This window comes from Metabacillus sp. RB-C-LZQ-3-1, from assembly GCF_058315175.1.
In genome coordinates this window covers 24,239-41,818 of sequence record NZ_JBZFLI010000027.1, presented here as the reverse complement: position 1 = coordinate 41,818, position 17,580 = coordinate 24,239, and the positions used below count along the sequence as shown (strand labels likewise).

Here is a 17,580-nt window from a genome sequence, read left to right as displayed (position 1 = left end):
TTTAAGACTGTAAACATTTCGGTATTCGTTAAACTGTTGTAGTTCTTAGGTTAAAGGCGTTTACTATTCGTAAATGCCTTCATCCTTCCAGTCAAAGATTTTTAAAATGAACAATACGTTTTAGCAAAGACAAACGAAAAAATAAAAAAGGAGGGATAGAATGCATGGAGCGTCTGTAACTTCATTAGTTATTGTTATACTCGCAGCATTTTTAACCCCAATTTTACTTCACCGTTTAAAGATTAATTTTATGCCTGTTGTGGTGGCTGAGATCATTGTCGGATTATTCATTGGAAAAAGCGGTTTTGATATTGTTCACCAGGATATGTGGCTGGAGACATTATCAATGCTAGGTTTTATCTTTCTTATGTTCCTTAGCGGGCTAGAAATCGACTTTACAGCATTTGCAAGTGGAAAGAAGAAAGAAAAACTTCCTTCAGGTAAAAATGCTCCAAATACTTTCTTAGTATCAACGATTGTTTTTGTGGGGATTTTTGCCTTATCACTACTCCTTTCCTATATGTTTGTATGGATCGGATTAATGGACAATGCCTTCTTAATGACATTGATTATCTCAACAATTTCACTAGGTGTTGTTGTCCCAACCTTAAAAGATGCTGGGATTATGAAATCTAATATTGGTCAAATTATTTTGCTAGTCGCTGTTATTGCAGATTTAGTAACAATGATTTTACTTGCTGTTTTTGCCTCTATTTATGGAGGAGGAGAAAACAATACATTGCTGCTATTAGTATTATTTGGTGCTGGTGTAGCTCTCTATTTCTTAGGGAAAACATTTATGAACCGTTCCTTTATCGAAACGATGTCAAAGGGAACGATTCAAATTGGGACTCGGGCTGTTTTCACTTTAATCATTTTATTAGTGGCAATATCTGAGACGATTGGTGCCGAAAATATTCTTGGAGCCTTTTTAGCAGGGGTATTAGTATCACTTCTATCTCCTAATAAAGAAATGGTACAAAAGCTTGATTCCTTTGGGTATGGTTTTCTTATCCCGATTTTCTTCGTGATGGTAGGAGTCGATTTAGATATATGGGCATTATTTAAAGATCCAAAGATTTTTATTTTAATTCCTTTATTGTTTATTGCTCTGTTAATTTCTAAAATTGTCCCAATTTTATATTTGAAAAAATGGTATGATATGAAAACAACATTAGCATCAGGATTCCTTTTAACATCAACATTATCTTTAGTTATTGCAGCAGCAACAATTGGGGAAAGAATGAAGATCATCACATCTGAAATGTCCGGTGCCTTGATTTTAGTTGCGGTCATTACTAGTATTGTGACACCAATTTTCTTTAAAAAGCTCTTCCCTAAAAATGAAGGCGGGCCTTCTAAAATTAAGGTGTCGTTTATTGGTGCTAATCAAATGACATTACCTGTTACAAGAGAATTAAATCATGACCTTTATGAAACAACTGTTTATCATATTCAACAAGATAAAATTGATCAGCAAATAGCGGAATCACTATTCGAAATCAAGGAAATTAGTGAATTTCAGGTTGATGCTTTAAAAGAGCAGAATGCATTTGATGTAGATATGATCGTTGTTGCAACTGGTGATGAACAGAAAAATGCTGACATTGCCTTGTTTGCAAAAGAGGAACAGGTTGATCGAGTGATTGCAAGTGTCGGTTCACCAGATTTAGCAAGTAAGTTAAAGGATGAAGGAATTGATATCTTTTCAACACTTTTATCGACAAATACGGTACTCCGTGCTCTCATTGAAGCACCAAGTGTCATGAGAATTCTAACGAATCAGGAAACAACCCTTTATCAAATTAATTTAAATAATCCAAAATACGATAATATTTTATTACGTAATTTCCCGTTTACAGGTGATATTATTTTCGTAAGAATTTTTAGAGGGAAAGATTCCATTGTTCCTCATGGTGATACAGATCTTAAACTTGGAGACCGTCTTATTGTGACTGGGTCACGAGAATATGTGAACGAGCTAAAACAGGAGCTTGAACTAGTATAAATTCTGTTTGTGAAAGAATTGTTCTTGAAAGTTTGCATACATTTGGTATGATAATAAGTAGATAATAACTGAATATTGACAAATAACCGCTAGGGGAGCCCTATAAAATGGGCTGAGATTAAAGTGCTTCTTTAAGACCCTTAAAACCTGATCTGGTTCATACCAGCGTAGGGAAGTGGATTACAGCATGATATATATATGTGTATGTAAAACCACTTTTCTATGGAAAAGTGGTTTTTTTATTTGTCAAAGAATTTAGGTGAATAAAAGTGGAATTTCATGTCATTACAGATGGCAAGCAGAGTATTGAAGAACTGATAAAGCGATTGTCTATGATACACAGTGAAGTTGATTATATTCATGTTCGTGAGAAAACAAAATCAGCTGCAGAGATCATGAGGCTTGTTTCAGCTTTAGCGGCCAAAGGTATACCAAAAGAAAAGCTCGTGATTAATGATCGAATGGATGTTGCAATTTTACATGACATCCCTAATCTCCATTTACCAAGCCACGGCTTTTCGATTCAGGAAGTAAAAAAATTCAGTCCTTCATTTAGAATTGGAAGATCTGTTCATTCGTTAGAGGAAGCCATTCTTAGTGAGAGAGACGGGGCAGATTATTTATTATACGGGCATATCTTTGAAACATCCTCTAAGGCAGATCTATTGCCGCGAGGTGTTGAGCAGCTAGAGAAGATCTGTAACAACGTCAACATACCTGTTATCGCCATAGGAGGTATTACTCCAGATACAATTGAAAGAATTAGACAAACAAATGTTAATGGAGTAGCGGTCATGTCTTATGTGATGGGAAGTAACGACCCAAAGCAAGCGTTGATGAAATTAAAAGCGAGAGCAGTGGAGGAGAGATACAATGAGCAAACACTATGACGTAGGAATTGTTGGTGGAGGAATCATTGGTCAATCGATTGCCTACCAATTGGCAAAAGAAGGTGTTTCTGTTCTTGTATTGGATCGTGACAAAGGCGGGTCTGGTGCTACAAGTGCTGCAGCAGGCATGCTTGGTGCTAATTCTGAACTCGAACAGAATGATGCTTTTTTTCAGTTTGCGAAAGAAAGTCAACGACAATACCATAGTTTGCAAGAAGAGCTTTCTGAACTTTCACAGATACATATTCAACTAGTCGATAAAGGGATGTACAAGATCGCATTTACTTCAGAAGAAGCAGCTTCTTTAAAACAAGTGGCACAACATCATGAGGGACTGGAATGGCACACAAAGGAAACAGTTTTAAATTACGAACCGTTCATATCAAGCGGTATTGAAGGAGCGCTTCATATTCCCGAGGATGGCCATGTCTCACCTTTACATGTTTGTGAGGCTTTTACCAAGTCAGCCAGTTTACTTGGTGCAACTTTTATTGAGAATGCTGCTGTTCATTCCATCAAAAAAACATCAGCAACAGAATATGTACTTTGTACACCACAAGAGGACTATATCTGCAATAAAGTAGTCATAGCAAATGGCGTCTGGAGCGGTTACTTCTTTAAGCAACTAGGTTTACCTAATGGAATGAAGCCTGTTAAAGGAGAATGTCTTGCAGTAAAAAGTAATGATTTGCATTTGGAAAAGACCATTTTTTATGATCACTGCTACATTGTTCCTAAAGGTGATGGAAGATTTGTTGTTGGTGCAACAATGGTTGAAAACAATTGGAGCACGACACCGTCTCTAGGGGGCATTCAATCTTTAATTGAAAAGATTACCCCTCTTGTGCCGAGCATATCTTCTGCACAGCTACTAAGCACTTGGGCTGGACTAAGACCGCAGTCAGATGATGGGAAACCTTATATTGGTGTGCATCCTGAAGATGACAACATCCTGTTTGCCACAGGACATTATCGAAATGGGATTCTCCTTGCTCCTAAAACAGGGACGATGATTAAGGACCTTATATTAAAGAGAAAGCTGGATGAAAACTATGTGAGCGCTTTTTCCATAACGCGAAATATACCACAATTTGTGAGGTGATGATATGAGCATAAAGCTTAATGGGGAATTAATTGAGTTGAATGAGGAAGTTAAGAATGTACAACAGTTATTAGCTTTTTATCAGTTAGAAAATCGTTTAGTCATTGTTGAGCATAACCGGGAAATTATTTTAAAGGATCAATATGAATCAACACCGATTCAACATGGGGATGAAATTGAATTAGTTCATTTTGTAGGAGGAGGATGATTGTATGTTAAAAATTGCTGATAAAGTATTTCAATCAAGATTATTATTGGGGACCGGAAAATACCCGTCCTTTGAGATTCAAAAAGAGGCTGTTGCTCAGTCAGAAGCAGAGATCTTAACGTTTGCCGTTCGCCGAATGAATATTTTTGAAGAATCGCAGCCAAATTTTCTAGAGCAGCTGGATGTGTCTAAATATACACTTTTACCCAATACGGCTGGCGCAAAAACAGCTGAAGAGGCTGTGAGAATTGCAAAGCTTGCAAAGGCATCAGGATTATGTGACATGATCAAAGTAGAGGTTATCGGTTGTGACCGTTCATTACTTCCAGATCCTGTTGAGACATTAAAAGCGAGCGAAATGCTGTTAGAAGAAGGATTTATTGTTTTACCTTATACTTCAGACGATGTCGTGCTGGCAAGAAGATTAGAAGAATTAGGTGTTCATGCCATTATGCCTGGTGCTTCACCAATTGGTTCTGGTCAAGGAATATTAAATCCTCTTAATCTATCATTTATTATTGAACAATCAAAGGTTCCTGTTATCATCGATGCTGGGATTGGCTCTCCTGCTGATGCTGCACAGGCTATGGAGCTTGGGGCAGATGGTGTCCTTTTAAATACAGCTGTTTCAGCTGCTAAGGATCCGGTGAAAATGGCTGTTGCGATGAAGCTGGCTATTGAAGCTGGCAGATTAGGGTATGAAGCTGGTAGAATAGCTAAAAAAGACTATGCAATTGCAAGTAGTCCAACAGAAGGAATGATTACGACTTAATGGAACGCTATTCAAGACAAATCTTATTCTCTCCGATTGGAGAGAAAGGTCAAGAGCAAATACAGAAGAAACATATCTTGGTTGTAGGTGCAGGTGCATTGGGAACTGCAAACGCAGAGATGATTGCTCGAGCTGGAATTGGGAAATTAACGATTGTTGATCGTGATTATGTGGAATGGAGTAATTTGCAACGTCAACAGCTTTATGTAGAGGCTGATGCTCAAAATCGTATTCCTAAAGCTGTTGCGGCAAAGCTTCATCTAAAAAAAATAAATTCAGAAGTGGAAGTTCAAGCATTTGTGGAAGATGTGACATCTGCCAATATTGAAGAATTCGCAGAAGGTGTGGATCTTATCGTAGATGCCACTGATAATTTTGAAACAAGGTTGTTGATCAATGATGTTTCATTGAAACATACGATTCCATGGATTTATGGTGGTTGTGTTGGAAGCTATGGCTTATCTTTTACCATAATTCCGCATGAAACACCTTGCTTACACTGTTTATTAAAGCATATTCCGTTTGATGGGATGACATGTGATACAGTCGGAGTCATTTCGCCAATTGTCAGCATGGTTGCTTCCCATCAAACAGCTGAAGCGTTAAAGCTTCTCGTAGGAGACGAAGAAAATAGACGAGGAAAGCTAGTATCCTTTGATTTGTGGAAAAATCAATATTCGTCAATCAACATGGATCGTTTAAAAAATAATGCTTGTCCGACATGCGGGTCTAATCCAGTTTATCCTTATTTAACAGCTGAATTGGAAACAAAGGCTGCCGTTCTTTGTGGGAGAGATACTGTCCAAATTAGACCGAGTGAAACAAAGCAATTTGCATTTGAACAAGTGGCCGAAAGAGTGAAGCCGCTAGCGGATGCGTTTTTAGAAAACCCGTTTTTAATGTCATTTACATTCGGTCAGCATCGAATTGTCCTTTTTAAAGATGGCCGAGCTTTAATTCATGGAACTAAGGATATCTCTGAAGCAAAAAAGATTTATCACCGATACGTTGGATAGCAGATTAAAAATTTCATTCAATTAGACTGACTCCTGATAAGACGGGGCAAACTATGTATTAGTTGCCATTATATTATGGAGTCAGTTTTTTTGTAGGGGAGAAATGATAGTGAATTTATCGAAAGCACTGAAGCTAGCATTTTGTTTAATTAAATGAAAACAAAATTATGAAATAGCACTTTTTCGAAATCAATGATATAATTATAACCAGGTACTAATAACATGTATTAATTTTAAGGAGGATGTACATGAATTTATCATTAAAAGGACGTAATATTGTCGTAATGGGAGTAGCCAATAAGCGCAGTATTGCATGGGGAATAGCACGTTCTTTACATAATGCTGGTGCACGATTAATTTTTACATATGCTGGTGAAAGACTTGAAAAATCTGTTCGCGATTTAGCTGAATCTTTAGAGGGCAATGATTCACTTGTTTTACCTTGTGATATTACAAGTGATGAAGAAATCAAAACATGCTTTGAAACAATTAAGGAACAAGTTGGTGTGATTCACGGGATCGCGCACTGTATCGCGTTTGCTCATAAAGAAGAGCTTCAAGGTGAATATTTAAACACAACACGCGACGGCTTCCTGCTTGCTCAAAACATTAGCTCCTATTCATTAACTGCAGTTGCTAAAGAAGCAAGAGGTCTATTATCAGAAGGCGGAAGCATTGTAACGTTAACATATCTTGGAGGAGAGCGTGTCCTTCCAAACTACAATGTTATGGGTGTAGCAAAAGCTTCTTTAGAAGCAAGTGTAAGATACTTAGCAAGTGACCTCGGAAAAGATGGCATTCGCGTGAACTCAATTTCCGCTGGTCCAATCCGTACACTTTCAGCAAAAGGTATTAGTGACTTTAACTCGATCTTAAAAGATATTGAAGAGCGTTCTCCACTTCGCCGTACAACAACACCAGAGGAAGTTGGAGATACTGCATTATTCCTATTCAGTGATTTATCAAGAGGAATGACTGGAGAAAACCTTCACGTTGACTCCGGATACCACATCTTAGCATAACTTTTTTGTTGATTCCTTATTAGTAAATAAAGCGACTTAGCCGTTTGGTTAAGTCGCTTTTTCTTTTTAATGTAGAATCAACCATAAGAAGCCTGCAGAAAATAGGCACATTACCTAGTACTCTCGCATAACATGTTGAGTGTGTAGACTTATGCTATAGGAGGGAAACGAATGACCAACAAGCAAAACTACAAAATGAAGCCCCTTATGTATATTGTTCAACCTGACTCAGATGGTGTTCATGTGAATATGCAGTCTCATGTTGTGAAAAAGGCTAAACAGAAAGTGATGGAAAGACCGAAGAAAGCTGAAGAGATTGTGAATCAGGCGATAGAGGAAGTAGTAGAAGATGTTCATGAGCGAGAGGCTGTTAGTACGGCTGTCGCCATTCAGCAAGAAGAGCAGGTAGATGAAGAGCCTACAGTCAAGGAGTATCGAAAGCAAAGAAAACCAATTACACAAATGAATGTTCAAGAAAAGATCGAGTTTTTTAAAAATTTACCAAAAAATATGCCTAGAACACTTTGTCAAATCATAACAGTTGAAGAAACCTACCGCGGAGTGATTATGACAGAAGAAAATGATATTGTGACGATCCGTTCCTTAACACATCCTAAGCCAATTGATGTACAAATGAATCAAATTAAAGAAATTAATTTATTAGGGTTTTAATGTACTTAAGTAAAAAAAGTTAGGCACGATGTGTCTAACTTTTTTCTATCAGAAAGTATATAAAAAGTTTCTGCTATCCAGCAAGTAAGCGAGGTGATAAGCATTGAATTGCACAGAAGCAGCTAAGGTCAACTTCTACACAATTTCTAGTTTTCACAAGCTCTTTTACATCACAAATTTCATGAGCTGCATATCCATGACAATTCAGTGGAAGTAGTAGTCTTAGTGTTGCACAGCAATGATGAATTTTTTCGACTCTGAAAAAGTTTGTTTCAAAACATTCCCCGCCAACATGACCAAAAGCTTTAAATGGCTCACCTTTTTCATTTAAGAGAAGAAAAGGTATTGTATCTCCAAGGGTTTTGACAGGGTTTAATAGGTTTGAGTAGCAGCTAGTCGGGCATATTGTTTCCTCGACAGCTTCCTGTTGGTTCATTATATTTTCGACCGCATCACATACACAGTTAAAGGCATCTTTATGTTTCATTTTCGATATCCCTCCCACCATTCATTCTTATTAATAGTATAAGAATGATGAAAGTAATAAGTTCTAGGGAAAAAGCCTATATTTAAAGATCGCGACAAATTTAATAAGCTATGTAATATTTTTCACATGAATAGATAAAGAAAAGACTGCCGGTGATTCAGCAGTCTTTGATTAGTTTTTATTATTTGTGGTGTTTTCTTCTTTCATCTGCAACTCGGTCCACTAATTCTGGTGATAGGCATTGGATAGCACAGAAGCAATCAAGGTCTACTTCGATACAGAAGTCTGTTTTTTCAAGACCAAAGAAATCTTCGTCACAAGGATTACATACACTTAACGTGTTACCATCAACGTCAACAGGACGTAATAATGATAGTGTTGCACAGCAATCTTCAACAGCTTCAACACGGAAGAAGATTGTTTGGAAGCAAGTCATGTCTCCTGTGAATCCACCAACATTACCGAATGCTTTAAAGAGCTCACCTTTTTTTCCATAAAGGATGAAAGGAATTGTGTCTCTTTGTGGACCAGTGACAGGGCCTAATAAATTGCTGAAGCAGCTAGTTGGGCATGTAATTTCTTCTACTGCTTCTTGCTCAGCTAAAATTTGTTCTACCGCTTCACATACGCAATTGTTATCTCTGTCTCTTTTATCTTTGCAACCCATTAATAGTCATCTCCTTAATTTATAATTTATTGACTTTAGTCCTTAACAGACTATGTGGGAAATGACTAGTTGGTGTGGGTTATCGTCTATATTGTTTGATTCATACAGAAAGAATTTAGGTGAATATATGAAAAAAAGATGGTAAAACTTGTCTGTTTAAGGGCAGGAAGATATAAATGCGAGCTGCTTTCTTAAACAGAATATGTAATCTGAACCGGACACTTGTATAGAAAAAAAGCAGGGCGAGCCTGCTTTCTATTATTAGAAAATGTCGATGTTAACCACTAGTGCAATTAAGATTTGAAGAAGAACTTGTAAGGAGATCGCAACATCAGTGTCAGTTGTTGTTACTTTTACATCTTTTGAGTTTTCGATTACTAGTTTTTGTTTGTTAGTTTGTCTAATATCAGCTTCCTGCAGTAATTGTTGAGTTACTTGCTCTGCTCGAGCGCTATCAGCAATTGTTAGGTTAATAACAAGTGCGATTGCAACTTGAAGTGCTACCTGTAATGAAACGGCTACTTGAGTATCTGTTGAATGAATATCGATGTCACAAGAATCTTTTACGATAATTGTTTCAGAAGAAAATTGCTCTGTTTCACTTACTTGGTTTGCTACTTGTGAAACTGTAGCATCGTCGTCACCAAAGTTACGAACGTTAGCTCCAGCCACCTCATTAGAAAAATTACAGCTTGTTGGATGACAAGAATTGCGGTCTAATGCTACCCATTGATAAGGTTTTGCTTGCATTTAAATATTCCTCCTTTCGATGTACTATTATTAAATGTTTGAAAATCTATTTTGTATAAGACAAACATCTTGGTATTTATACCCATTTTTAGTTTAATTGTCTTTCTTCTTATTTTTTAATATTTCACGTAGTGTCATGTTTTTTGGCGCTTCCTCGATTTTTTCCGTTTTTTCTTCTTTTGCCTTAGCTCCTTTAACAAATTCATCAACTTGTGCCTGAAGATCTGCAACTACTTTTTTTAGTTGTTCTTTTTGCTCGTCAGTTAATTTTTTCTTAGTTTCATTTGAAATATTGTTTTTGCTTAATACATCCTGTACAAAAAGCTGCATCATCGTTTGTGAGATTTCCTTAAGATCTAATTTATCATTAGACAATGTTGTTCACCTCCAATATATAAATGGATAGGGGAAATAGCATATAGCTACCCCTTCCCCATAAATATTCTCTTATTTATCTTAGTAAGTTTTATAGGATATCAATTGATACTAGCAATGCTAGTAAAATTTGAATAAGAACCTGGAGAGAAATGGCTACATCTGTATCACTTGTCGTAATCGTCACATCACGAGAGTTCTCGATGAATACTTTTTGTTTATTCGCTTGCCTGATAACAGAGTTTTGTAACAAATCCTGAGTCACTTGTTCAGCGCGGCTACTATCAGCAATTGTTAAGTTAATAACTAATGCAATCGCTACTTGAATCGCTGCCTGTAATGAAACAGCAACTTGTGTGTCTGTTGATTTAATATCAATGTTGCAGGAATCTTTAATGTGAATAAATTCTTCTGAAACTTGAACAGTATCACTTACTTGAACAGCATCTTGAGTTGTATTTTCATGTTTGCATTTGCAATCATCTAACGCAGACCATCTAGTTGACATCCAAATTCACTCCTTTCATCGATAAGAGGTAAGAAGGGGACACAACCCATTCACCGTTAAGATGGGACGCTTGGGAAGGAAAGAAATCGTGAGGTTAGTTGTGTTCCCTTTTAATTGTATATAATGCAGATTCACTAGCTTTTGAATGAGTCAAACATACAGGTTTTGCACCCATTTTTCTTATAAATGCCAGCGGACAAATGAATCATTTAGAGATATGTCCTAGGTACAAAATTTTTATCTTGTCCGAGTTCATAAATGAAAAATCTATTCATAATGTATAAGGATTATCTATAGAAAGGTGGGAGAGGATGATCACTTGGGTAGAATTACTGATTTTGGCTTTTGCATCTTTTCGGTTAACGCGGTTAATGGTTTTTGATAATATTACAGGCTTTATTCGTAGTCCTTTCCATCACGAGGTTGAAGAGGTAAAAGAAAACGGTGAAACCGAAATTTATATTGAGATCAAAGGTAAAGGGATGCGGGCATGGATTGGTGAATTATTAAGCTGCTATTGGTGTACAGGAGTTTGGTGTACGGCATTTTTATATGGAATATGGAGGATCTGGCCATTAGGTGCTGAACCATTAATTGTGATCTTAGCTATAGCAGGGCTTGCTGGAATTATTGAATCTATCGTAGGTAAATTAGTAGAATAGGCGAATCACATAGAAACAAAATAATATTTTCACATAAGATGAGATATAGAAGCTGAAATCATGTAGACGTTAAAAACAATCAGTTTTTCATTCATATAACGTCTGTAAGCTTTATTAATTCGTTAGGAAGGTGGGATAATCATGAAAAAGGCAAATTTGAATCCTTCCGGTAGACCGACTAACTCAAATCAAGCGATTTCTGTGTCAAGACCTAAAAAGGTAAAAAAGACTGGCTGTGGCTGTGGAAAGAAAAATAAACGAGTGTGATTCCAACCAGCTTATTATTGTTTGAATGGTGAGACTACCTTTGTAAACGGTAGTCTCTTTTTCTTTGGCTTTTTTCTAAAAGGTTATTGATGTAAGTTCCTTTGTACAACACTATTTAGGTTGATTGGAGCGAAAGGTGCGAGACTCCTGTGGGAGAAGCGGGACAGGTGAGACCCCGCAGACGCTGGCGTCGAGGAGGCTCAGCGCACGCCCCACGGAAAGCGAGTTTCCTGCAGCGGAAATCACTCACTCCCAATACTTCTTATAAAGGCAATAAAATGTACGAAAACATATTTTCGCAGGTATAACACATACTATATTCAGCATTTATTCCACAAGAAGGGTGAAAGAAAAATGCCGAATTGGATTGAAGTGGTTATTCGTTCATTTTGTATTATCATTGGATTATTTTTAATTACCAAGTTATTAGGGAAAAAACAATTATCCAAACTATCTTTTTTTGAATACATCGCTGGCATTACAGTTGGTGATATTGCGGGAACCATTACAATGGATGTTGAATTAAATATCATAAACGGAGTAGTTTCCATTTTAATATGGACGTTATTTCCTCTTGTGATCTCGTATGTTTCACTTAAAAGCAAGAAGTTTCGAGACATTGTTGAGGGAAAAGCGACAACTTTTATACAGGATGGCAAAATATTAGAAGAAAATTTAAAGCATGAAAAATATAGCGCAGATGAGCTGCTTGAACAGCTTCGCAAGAAAAACATTTTTCAAGTATCAGATGTAGAATTTGCCATTTTAGAGACTAATGGAGAGTTAAGTGTTTTATTAAAAAAAGAAAAGCAGCCAACAAAATGGGAAGACTTTTTCGGAAACGGGGTAAAATTGAAAACACCTTTAACCGTTATCATGGATGGACATTTCTTAGAAAAAACGATCTATGAGGGGGGATATACAATTGATTGGATAAAGAGTAAGCTTCAAGAGAAAAAACGAAGTGTGAAAGATGTATTTCTCGGTCAAATCGATTCTAATGGAAATTTGTATGCAGACTATTTTGATGATGAATTGAAAAAGACAGAAACTGGGGAGAACATATGAGTATTTTAGAGTTTATTTTTGAAGGTTGGCTAGATTCAACCATGAGAAAGCATGATCATATCCAAGCTGGAGAAGACAGAAATTTGTTAGACATAAAACATCAATTGGATACGTTAGACCAAGCGGCTGAAGACTTTGAACACCGAATGGAAATCATCGCAATAGAATATGAAAAATGGGTGGAAGCAAAAACTAGGAAAAATTAACGAATGCACACTGTATATTCGTCCACACCGTTTCCTCATTCTCTACATAGATTATAGTGAAGTTAGGGTAGAGGAGGTGCTTAGCACATGGGTTACGGCTATGGTGGAGGTAACTATGGTTATGGTGGTGGATACTACGGAAGTTCTTTCGTATTAATCGTAGTATTATTCATCCTTTTAATCATTGTTGGTGCTTCTTTTTATAACTAATAATATGAAGCTTTATTGACGAACTAAGTACGAGCAAGATTGACTGCTCGTACTTTCGTCTTTTTAAGATGTTTAAGATGTTCAGTGGAAAACCTTTGATTTTATCCCACTCTTACCGGGCAGTAAGACCCCCGCCTTAAACTTCTGAGTTTAGGGGATAACTGGCCCCGTAAAGGGCGGGTTGGTTCAACTAACCATCAGTGTGGGATGAAGAAATCCCACACTGATGGAAGTTTCACTTAATTAAAAAGATGACTTTTTTATCACATTTTATGTGAAATACCATACGATATATCATGAATTAAGGAGGCGGGAAAATGGATAGCAAATTCTTTAAAAATCTTGAAGGTAAAACTGGTGTGAACATGAATGATATTTTCGCATTAGCTAACTCATTACAAGGTGCAAACTTTAAAGATGAAAAAACTGTACGAAGCGTCATTCAACGAGTTTCTAAGATTGCCAATAAACCAGTTAACAAGCAAATGGAAGATAAAATTGTACAATCAATTGTTAATGGGAACGAAAAATTAGATTTTAATACAATTGCGAAAATGATGAATAAAAAATAAAGAAAAAGAAGGGGTCTGACTTTGGTAGTCAGATCCCTTTCTAGTTGCTTAGGAATTTATAAAATGGATAAGCGCACGACATCCAGCTCAGAAGCACAGGACGTGCAAATGCTGTCTGTGCAACAGAATGTTGCGAATTTAATTTGTTCTGCTTTGCAAAAAAATAGCTCATATTTGCAAAAAAGACTTAGAATTTGCAAGAATGTGAGTCAAACCTATAAAAATAGTTTAAAAGTTGCAAAAAACTCGTGAAACCTGCAAAAATTGAGTACGTTAACTCAGAGTAACCCGTACGAAACTAAGTAATAAAGATGAAATTTGCCACTTTAGTTCATCATTCCGCGTATAAACCTCGAAGCTGCCGCCTTCCGACCTCTTCGATACGAAGGAACAGATAAATATAAATGTTCTTTGGCTCGTGTCATCGCTACATAAAGCAATCTTCTTTCTTCCTCAAGATGTTCAAACTTTTCCTTTCGAGCAGACTCCAATGCAAAATCATGCGGTAAAGATCCATCTACAACACCTAGTACATATACATGCTTAAACTCAAGGCCTTTTGAGCGATGAATGGTCATAAGCTGGACCCCTGATTCCATCTTCACCGTTTTTATGGATTGCTGAGTCTCAATCATATGATCGACATGCTGGAGAAAATCATGTACAGTTACAAATTTCTTTGCCACAACCTTTAACTCATTGAGATCATCAGAGCCTTTTTCCATGGCATTTCCTTCATTCCCTTGCTTTTTTAAATAATCGATAAAGCCCATATCCTTCTCGATGATTGACAGAGCGGCAACTGGTTTTTCAGTTTTAAGAGAGTTGATTCTTGGAATGACTTTCTTAAGCTTGGCTTTTTGGAAATTAGGTAGCCCATTAACATGAAGCAGGGCTTCAACAAGTGAGCAGTCATGTAGGATAGATAGAGCTTTTACATCATTTATGACAGATTGTTTTAAAAATAGTGCGCGAATCAACTCGGTTATGGCTGAGCTATCATCAGCATTCATGCTAAGGCGAAGATAGGATAAGATCCCCCTTACCATTTTTCTTTCATAAAAGGAAGATTGACCTTGTTCAACCATAAAAGGAATACTTGATTGAATAAATCGTTCAAACACAGCTCGTCCACCTGTATGGGTGCGATATAAAACAGCAAACTCTTCAGGTTTTGCTCCGGCCTCAATTTTTTCCTTCATATCTTGAAGAATCATCGTTGCCTCTTCCTCCTCATCATATGGAAAAAAAGCAATAGGCGTGTGTGACGATTCATATTGAGCGATCATTTGCTTACTAAGCCGATGTTTGTTTTTGGATATCACATCATTTGCTGTTGAGACAATTTGATGGTCTGAACGATAATTTGCAGAAAGGGTAATCACCTTTGCTGAAGGGTATTCCTCTTTAAAATTTAAAATAAATGACGGCTGACTGCCTCTAAAACTATAAATTGTTTGATCATCATCACCAACACCGCATAAATTGTTAGTATGACTAGATAGTAGCTTAATAAGCTTATATTGAACTGGATTAATATCTTGAAATTCATCAATTAAAAAATACTGAAATCGATTTTGATAAGCCGTTAATATAGTCGGGTGTTCCTTTAATAGTTCATAGCATTTTACTAGCATATCATCAAAATCAAATTGGCCCCGCTGCTGTTTTTGCTCTTCATACTCTCGATAAAGAGTAAGAGCTGTTTTCTCCCAATCATCAGCAGGGTGGATATCATTGGGTGACTGCATTGTATTTTTCCAGTAACCGATTTGCTGAATCGCTTGATCAAAAGGAAAATCCTTTTCATCAATTCCCAATTCTCTGCATGAAGCTTTTAAATAGCTCTCTTTTTGCCAATCCCATTTTAAAAGGCGCCCGCTATTCCACTTTTCCCGGTCATGATGAAGAAGAATTTTATAAAAGATGCTATGAAAAGTTCCAATAACCAATTGGTTAAGTTTTGAAGCTTGTATAGAAGAATTTGCAAGTAGCCGTTGCTGCATTTCTTTAGCTGCTTTTGCAGTAAATGTGACAAGCATCATTGATGTAGGGGAGATCTTTTTTTCCTCGATCATGTATAAGGCTCTTGTTGTCAAAACACGTGTTTTTCCACTGCCAGCACCAGCCAAAATAAGCAAAGGTCCTTCTGTTGTTATGACGGCTTCCTTTTGTTCCATATCTAAAGGAATGCCTAAAAGTGACGTAGGAGCTTTCACTTTTATGACAAATGGAGATCTCCCTTTAAGGGTTTTTGGTTCGCGCCATTCATTTTCTTCTGGTTTGTCAACTGTAGCAATGCTTCTTGACTTTGGAATTCGAAAACCATTTTGTTCGGAGAAATTCTCTGTTGTCTTTACCTCCACAGCTGGCTCTAATTGAACAGGAAAATCCACCTTAAATTGCTTCTGACATGCTTCATTCAGCTTTTGATTGGAGTGATAAAAATAGGGAGGATGGTTTATTCCTAAATATAGCTTCACTGGCTTTTCACAGCACCTGCAAATAACAGCTTCTTTTAAGCTTTCTTCATATATTCTCTGGAATTCTTGTTGAGGTAATTGTGCTAAGGAGATAATTGATTCCTTCATTTTTGCTGAATTCATAGTTGTCCTCCTCCCATAAAATAGGTTTTTTGATCGTATGTATATAAAAATTCAGTTAACGTTCATTCAATTAAGCGACAAGGACTATGATAACAGAATGAGAACCGAACGAAAAGTGAAAGAAAATAGTTTCATCATTCAAAAATATAGAGAAATAAAGAATACGAGGTGATAATAATGGGATATATCCTGCCAATACAACATGATACATACACTCAATATGTCAATCGGTCTGTCTCTGTTCAGCAACATTATGCACATGTTTTGCCAACATCTTCAATTAAACTAAACCAACAACATCTCAGAGAAAATACAAAAACGGAAACAAATAAATTTGCAGATATATTAAAGGAAAAAATGAAAAATAATCACTATTCATCAGTGTATACAGGAAAAGGGCAGCTCTTTAACGAATACGTATAAAAACGTTAAATATGAGGGGAAAACATGAATTTTCACCAACTAAATGAGAGCTGTTACTATTTTCAAGGCGCTGTAAATATAGGGTATGTAAAAAATGAAGACAATGGATTGTTAATTGATGCTGGAATTGACAAGCAAACAATAAAAAAAGTGATCAAGCAATTACACTTACTGCAATTGCCGATTACTCATTTATTCGTTACACATGCACATGCTGACCATTATGGTGGTGCTGAATATCTCCAATCAGTTGAAAAGATTTATACATACGCACCTCAATTAGAGTCGGCCATACTGCAAAATCCAATTTTAGAGCCTCTTTATTTATTTCAAGGAAATAAGCCGCTGCCAGAAATGAGAAATAAATTTTTGGAAGGGAAACCGATCAAGATTGATGAAGTGGTGAAAGAAGGGATTTATCCTTTTGGAACAACCGCTTTTCAATGCATCGCTCTTCCTGGACACAGCATTAATCAGTTTGGCTTATTGATTGATGGAATTCTTTTTGCTGCTGATTCGTATTTTGGGGTTGAACAGCTAGAGAAGCACAAAATCCCATATATCATTGATGGACAGGATACAATCGAATCTCTTGAAATTCTTAAAACCATTACGTGTGCTGGTGCTGTACCGGGACATGGTATGTTTGAGGAACATTTTCAAGAAACGGTTGAACGAAATATTGCTTATCATGTTTCGATTAAGAAATCGATAGAAAAGCTTGTATATGAATTTAAGGAAGGCATTTCCCATGAACAGCTGGTTAGCCAAATATGTATGAAATGGAATATTGGGAATGTAAAGGTTTCTTCTTGGCTTTTATTTCGAACAGCTGTTACTGCCTATGTGACAATGCTTGTTAGAGAGAACAAGGTACAGCTAGAAATAGAAAATTATTGTTTAAAGATAAAACCAAAGCAATAAAAAGCGCAAGCGCCTTGGTCATCGCCGTACAAACTAAGAGGAGCATCGACTAAAGATTTAGGAAACACGGTAAGCGAACCGAACCGATGTTGACTTATCGTAGGGTGATGATCTGAAGTTTGATAGGTGATAAGCGCTGACAGTCTAAAACCGCAAAATCTGTTG

Annotated in this window: 22 protein-coding genes and 1 riboswitch; of the genes, 16 read left to right on the top strand and 6 right to left on the bottom strand. The window is 36.7% G+C overall.

Annotated features, from left to right (window positions below; translation table 11 throughout):
• Positions 1-160: 160 nt before the first annotated feature.
• The 8 genes from AC4GZ8_RS24330 to AC4GZ8_RS24295 all read left to right on the top strand — a co-directional run bounded on the left by AC4GZ8_RS24330 (position 161) and on the right by AC4GZ8_RS24295 (position 7,690).
• Positions 161-2,008, top strand: a complete 1,848-nt coding sequence (locus AC4GZ8_RS24330) for a monovalent cation:proton antiporter family protein (RefSeq protein ID WP_491084467.1) — start codon at positions 161-163, stop codon at positions 2,006-2,008.
• Positions 2,009-2,089: 81 nt separating this feature from the next.
• A riboswitch (TPP riboswitch) is annotated at positions 2,090-2,199 on the top strand.
• A 78-nt stretch (positions 2,200-2,277) separates the two neighbouring features.
• Entirely contained in the window at positions 2,278-2,898 is a 621-nt protein-coding gene (tenI, locus tag AC4GZ8_RS24325; protein WP_491084466.1) for a thiazole tautomerase TenI, read from the top strand.
• Positions 2,882-4,000, top strand: coding sequence for a glycine oxidase ThiO (thiO, locus tag AC4GZ8_RS24320; protein WP_491084465.1), 1,119 nt, complete (start codon positions 2,882-2,884; stop codon positions 3,998-4,000). The genes tenI and thiO overlap by 17 nt, the downstream gene beginning before the upstream one ends.
• Positions 4,001-4,004: 4 nt before the next feature.
• A complete protein-coding gene (gene thiS / locus AC4GZ8_RS24315; RefSeq protein ID WP_491084464.1) occupies positions 4,005-4,208 on the top strand; it encodes a sulfur carrier protein ThiS in 204 nt (67 codons plus the stop codon).
• A 4-nt stretch (positions 4,209-4,212) separates the two neighbouring features.
• Positions 4,213-4,980 carry a thiazole synthase gene (locus tag AC4GZ8_RS24310; RefSeq protein ID WP_491084463.1) on the top strand — a complete coding sequence of 256 codons (768 nt, stop codon included), beginning with the start codon at positions 4,213-4,215 and terminating at the stop codon, positions 4,978-4,980.
• Positions 4,980-5,996 carry a thiazole biosynthesis adenylyltransferase ThiF gene (locus AC4GZ8_RS24305; protein WP_491084462.1) on the top strand — a complete coding sequence of 339 codons (1,017 nt, stop codon included), beginning with the start codon at positions 4,980-4,982 and terminating at the stop codon, positions 5,994-5,996. The genes AC4GZ8_RS24310 and AC4GZ8_RS24305 overlap by 1 nt, the downstream gene beginning before the upstream one ends.
• Before the next feature lie 248 nt (positions 5,997-6,244).
• Complete coding sequence (gene fabI, locus AC4GZ8_RS24300; RefSeq protein WP_491084461.1) at positions 6,245-7,018, top strand: enoyl-ACP reductase FabI; 774 nt, start codon at positions 6,245-6,247, stop codon at positions 7,016-7,018.
• A 171-nt stretch (positions 7,019-7,189) separates the two neighbouring features.
• Positions 7,190-7,690 carry a CotO family spore coat protein gene (locus tag AC4GZ8_RS24295; protein ID WP_491084460.1) on the top strand — a complete coding sequence of 167 codons (501 nt, stop codon included), beginning with the start codon at positions 7,190-7,192 and terminating at the stop codon, positions 7,688-7,690.
• 73 nt (positions 7,691-7,763) lie between these two features.
• Here the strand turns inward: AC4GZ8_RS24295 and AC4GZ8_RS24290 are convergent, their stop codons facing one another.
• The 5 genes from AC4GZ8_RS24290 to AC4GZ8_RS24270 all read right to left on the bottom strand — a co-directional run bounded on the left by AC4GZ8_RS24290 (position 7,764) and on the right by AC4GZ8_RS24270 (position 10,477).
• Positions 7,764-8,177, bottom strand: coding sequence for a CotY/CotZ family spore coat protein (locus tag AC4GZ8_RS24290; RefSeq protein WP_491084459.1), 414 nt, complete (start codon positions 8,175-8,177; stop codon positions 7,764-7,766).
• A 181-nt stretch (positions 8,178-8,358) separates the two neighbouring features.
• Complete coding sequence (locus tag AC4GZ8_RS24285; protein WP_491084458.1) at positions 8,359-8,844, bottom strand: CotY/CotZ family spore coat protein; 486 nt, start codon at positions 8,842-8,844, stop codon at positions 8,359-8,361.
• A gap of 261 nt (positions 8,845-9,105) precedes the next feature.
• Positions 9,106-9,594 carry a spore coat protein gene (locus AC4GZ8_RS24280; protein WP_491084457.1) on the bottom strand — a complete coding sequence of 163 codons (489 nt, stop codon included), beginning with the start codon at positions 9,592-9,594 and terminating at the stop codon, positions 9,106-9,108.
• 93 nt (positions 9,595-9,687) lie between these two features.
• A complete protein-coding gene (locus AC4GZ8_RS24275) occupies positions 9,688-9,969 on the bottom strand; it encodes a hypothetical protein (RefSeq protein ID WP_491084456.1) in 282 nt (93 codons plus the stop codon).
• A 91-nt stretch (positions 9,970-10,060) separates the two neighbouring features.
• Positions 10,061-10,477: a spore coat protein gene (locus AC4GZ8_RS24270; RefSeq protein WP_491084455.1), complete on the bottom strand. Its 417-nt coding sequence runs from the start codon at positions 10,475-10,477 to the stop codon at positions 10,061-10,063.
• A 311-nt stretch (positions 10,478-10,788) separates the two neighbouring features.
• Between AC4GZ8_RS24270 and AC4GZ8_RS24265 the strand changes: the two genes are divergently transcribed.
• From AC4GZ8_RS24265 to spoVIF, 6 genes are all read left to right on the top strand, one after another.
• Entirely contained in the window at positions 10,789-11,139 is a 351-nt protein-coding gene (locus tag AC4GZ8_RS24265; protein ID WP_491084454.1) for a DUF1360 domain-containing protein, read from the top strand.
• 141 nt (positions 11,140-11,280) lie between these two features.
• Positions 11,281-11,406, top strand: a complete 126-nt coding sequence (locus AC4GZ8_RS24260; protein ID WP_491084453.1) for a hypothetical protein — start codon at positions 11,281-11,283, stop codon at positions 11,404-11,406.
• A 354-nt stretch (positions 11,407-11,760) separates the two neighbouring features.
• On the top strand, positions 11,761-12,474 hold the full coding sequence (locus tag AC4GZ8_RS24255; RefSeq protein WP_491084452.1) for a DUF421 domain-containing protein: 714 nt from the start codon (positions 11,761-11,763) through the stop codon (positions 12,472-12,474).
• The gene (locus AC4GZ8_RS24250; RefSeq protein WP_491084451.1) at positions 12,471-12,680 is read left to right on the top strand and encodes a hypothetical protein; all 210 of its coding nucleotides are present in this window, start codon (positions 12,471-12,473) and stop codon (positions 12,678-12,680) included. The genes AC4GZ8_RS24255 and AC4GZ8_RS24250 overlap by 4 nt, the downstream gene beginning before the upstream one ends.
• Positions 12,681-12,767: 87 nt before the next feature.
• Positions 12,768-12,890, top strand: coding sequence for a YjcZ family sporulation protein (locus AC4GZ8_RS24245; protein WP_491084450.1), 123 nt, complete (start codon positions 12,768-12,770; stop codon positions 12,888-12,890).
• 317 nt (positions 12,891-13,207) lie between these two features.
• On the top strand, positions 13,208-13,462 hold the full coding sequence (gene spoVIF, locus AC4GZ8_RS24240) for a sporulation-specific transcription regulator SpoVIF (RefSeq protein ID WP_491084449.1): 255 nt from the start codon (positions 13,208-13,210) through the stop codon (positions 13,460-13,462).
• A gap of 326 nt (positions 13,463-13,788) precedes the next feature.
• Here the strand turns inward: spoVIF and AC4GZ8_RS24235 are convergent, their stop codons facing one another.
• Positions 13,789-16,068 carry an ATP-dependent helicase gene (locus tag AC4GZ8_RS24235; RefSeq protein WP_491084448.1) on the bottom strand — a complete coding sequence of 760 codons (2,280 nt, stop codon included), beginning with the start codon at positions 16,066-16,068 and terminating at the stop codon, positions 13,789-13,791.
• A gap of 177 nt (positions 16,069-16,245) precedes the next feature.
• Here AC4GZ8_RS24235 and AC4GZ8_RS24230 point away from each other — a divergent pair, with 177 nt between their 5' ends.
• A complete protein-coding gene (locus tag AC4GZ8_RS24230) occupies positions 16,246-16,491 on the top strand; it encodes a hypothetical protein (protein WP_491084447.1) in 246 nt (81 codons plus the stop codon).
• A 24-nt stretch (positions 16,492-16,515) separates the two neighbouring features.
• Positions 16,516-17,415 carry an MBL fold metallo-hydrolase gene (locus AC4GZ8_RS24225; protein WP_491084446.1) on the top strand — a complete coding sequence of 300 codons (900 nt, stop codon included), beginning with the start codon at positions 16,516-16,518 and terminating at the stop codon, positions 17,413-17,415.
• Positions 17,416-17,580 lie beyond the last annotated feature (165 nt).

Coding starts and splice junctions, on each gene's coding strand:
- AC4GZ8_RS24330 (WP_491084467.1), top strand. CDS start 161: ATGCATGGAGCGTCTGTAACTTCATTAGTTATTGTTATACTCGCAGCA.
- thiO (WP_491084465.1), top strand. CDS start 2,882: ATGAGCAAACACTATGACGTAGGAATTGTTGGTGGAGGAATCATTGGT.
- thiS (WP_491084464.1), top strand. CDS start 4,005: ATGAGCATAAAGCTTAATGGGGAATTAATTGAGTTGAATGAGGAAGTT.
- AC4GZ8_RS24310 (WP_491084463.1), top strand. CDS start 4,213: ATGTTAAAAATTGCTGATAAAGTATTTCAATCAAGATTATTATTGGGG.
- AC4GZ8_RS24305 (WP_491084462.1), top strand. CDS start 4,980: ATGGAACGCTATTCAAGACAAATCTTATTCTCTCCGATTGGAGAGAAA.
- fabI (WP_491084461.1), top strand. CDS start 6,245: ATGAATTTATCATTAAAAGGACGTAATATTGTCGTAATGGGAGTAGCC.
- AC4GZ8_RS24295 (WP_491084460.1), top strand. CDS start 7,190: ATGACCAACAAGCAAAACTACAAAATGAAGCCCCTTATGTATATTGTT.
- AC4GZ8_RS24290 (WP_491084459.1), bottom strand. CDS start 8,177: ATGAAACATAAAGATGCCTTTAACTGTGTATGTGATGCGGTCGAAAAT.
- AC4GZ8_RS24285 (WP_491084458.1), bottom strand. CDS start 8,844: ATGGGTTGCAAAGATAAAAGAGACAGAGATAACAATTGCGTATGTGAA.
- AC4GZ8_RS24280 (WP_491084457.1), bottom strand. CDS start 9,594: ATGCAAGCAAAACCTTATCAATGGGTAGCATTAGACCGCAATTCTTGT.
- AC4GZ8_RS24270 (WP_491084455.1), bottom strand. CDS start 10,477: ATGTCAACTAGATGGTCTGCGTTAGATGATTGCAAATGCAAACATGAA.
- AC4GZ8_RS24265 (WP_491084454.1), top strand. CDS start 10,789: ATGATCACTTGGGTAGAATTACTGATTTTGGCTTTTGCATCTTTTCGG.
- AC4GZ8_RS24260 (WP_491084453.1), top strand. CDS start 11,281: ATGAAAAAGGCAAATTTGAATCCTTCCGGTAGACCGACTAACTCAAAT.
- AC4GZ8_RS24255 (WP_491084452.1), top strand. CDS start 11,761: ATGCCGAATTGGATTGAAGTGGTTATTCGTTCATTTTGTATTATCATT.
- AC4GZ8_RS24250 (WP_491084451.1), top strand. CDS start 12,471: ATGAGTATTTTAGAGTTTATTTTTGAAGGTTGGCTAGATTCAACCATG.
- AC4GZ8_RS24245 (WP_491084450.1), top strand. CDS start 12,768: ATGGGTTACGGCTATGGTGGAGGTAACTATGGTTATGGTGGTGGATAC.
- spoVIF (WP_491084449.1), top strand. CDS start 13,208: ATGGATAGCAAATTCTTTAAAAATCTTGAAGGTAAAACTGGTGTGAAC.
- AC4GZ8_RS24235 (WP_491084448.1), bottom strand. CDS start 16,068: ATGAATTCAGCAAAAATGAAGGAATCAATTATCTCCTTAGCACAATTA.
- AC4GZ8_RS24230 (WP_491084447.1), top strand. CDS start 16,246: ATGGGATATATCCTGCCAATACAACATGATACATACACTCAATATGTC.
- AC4GZ8_RS24225 (WP_491084446.1), top strand. CDS start 16,516: ATGAATTTTCACCAACTAAATGAGAGCTGTTACTATTTTCAAGGCGCT.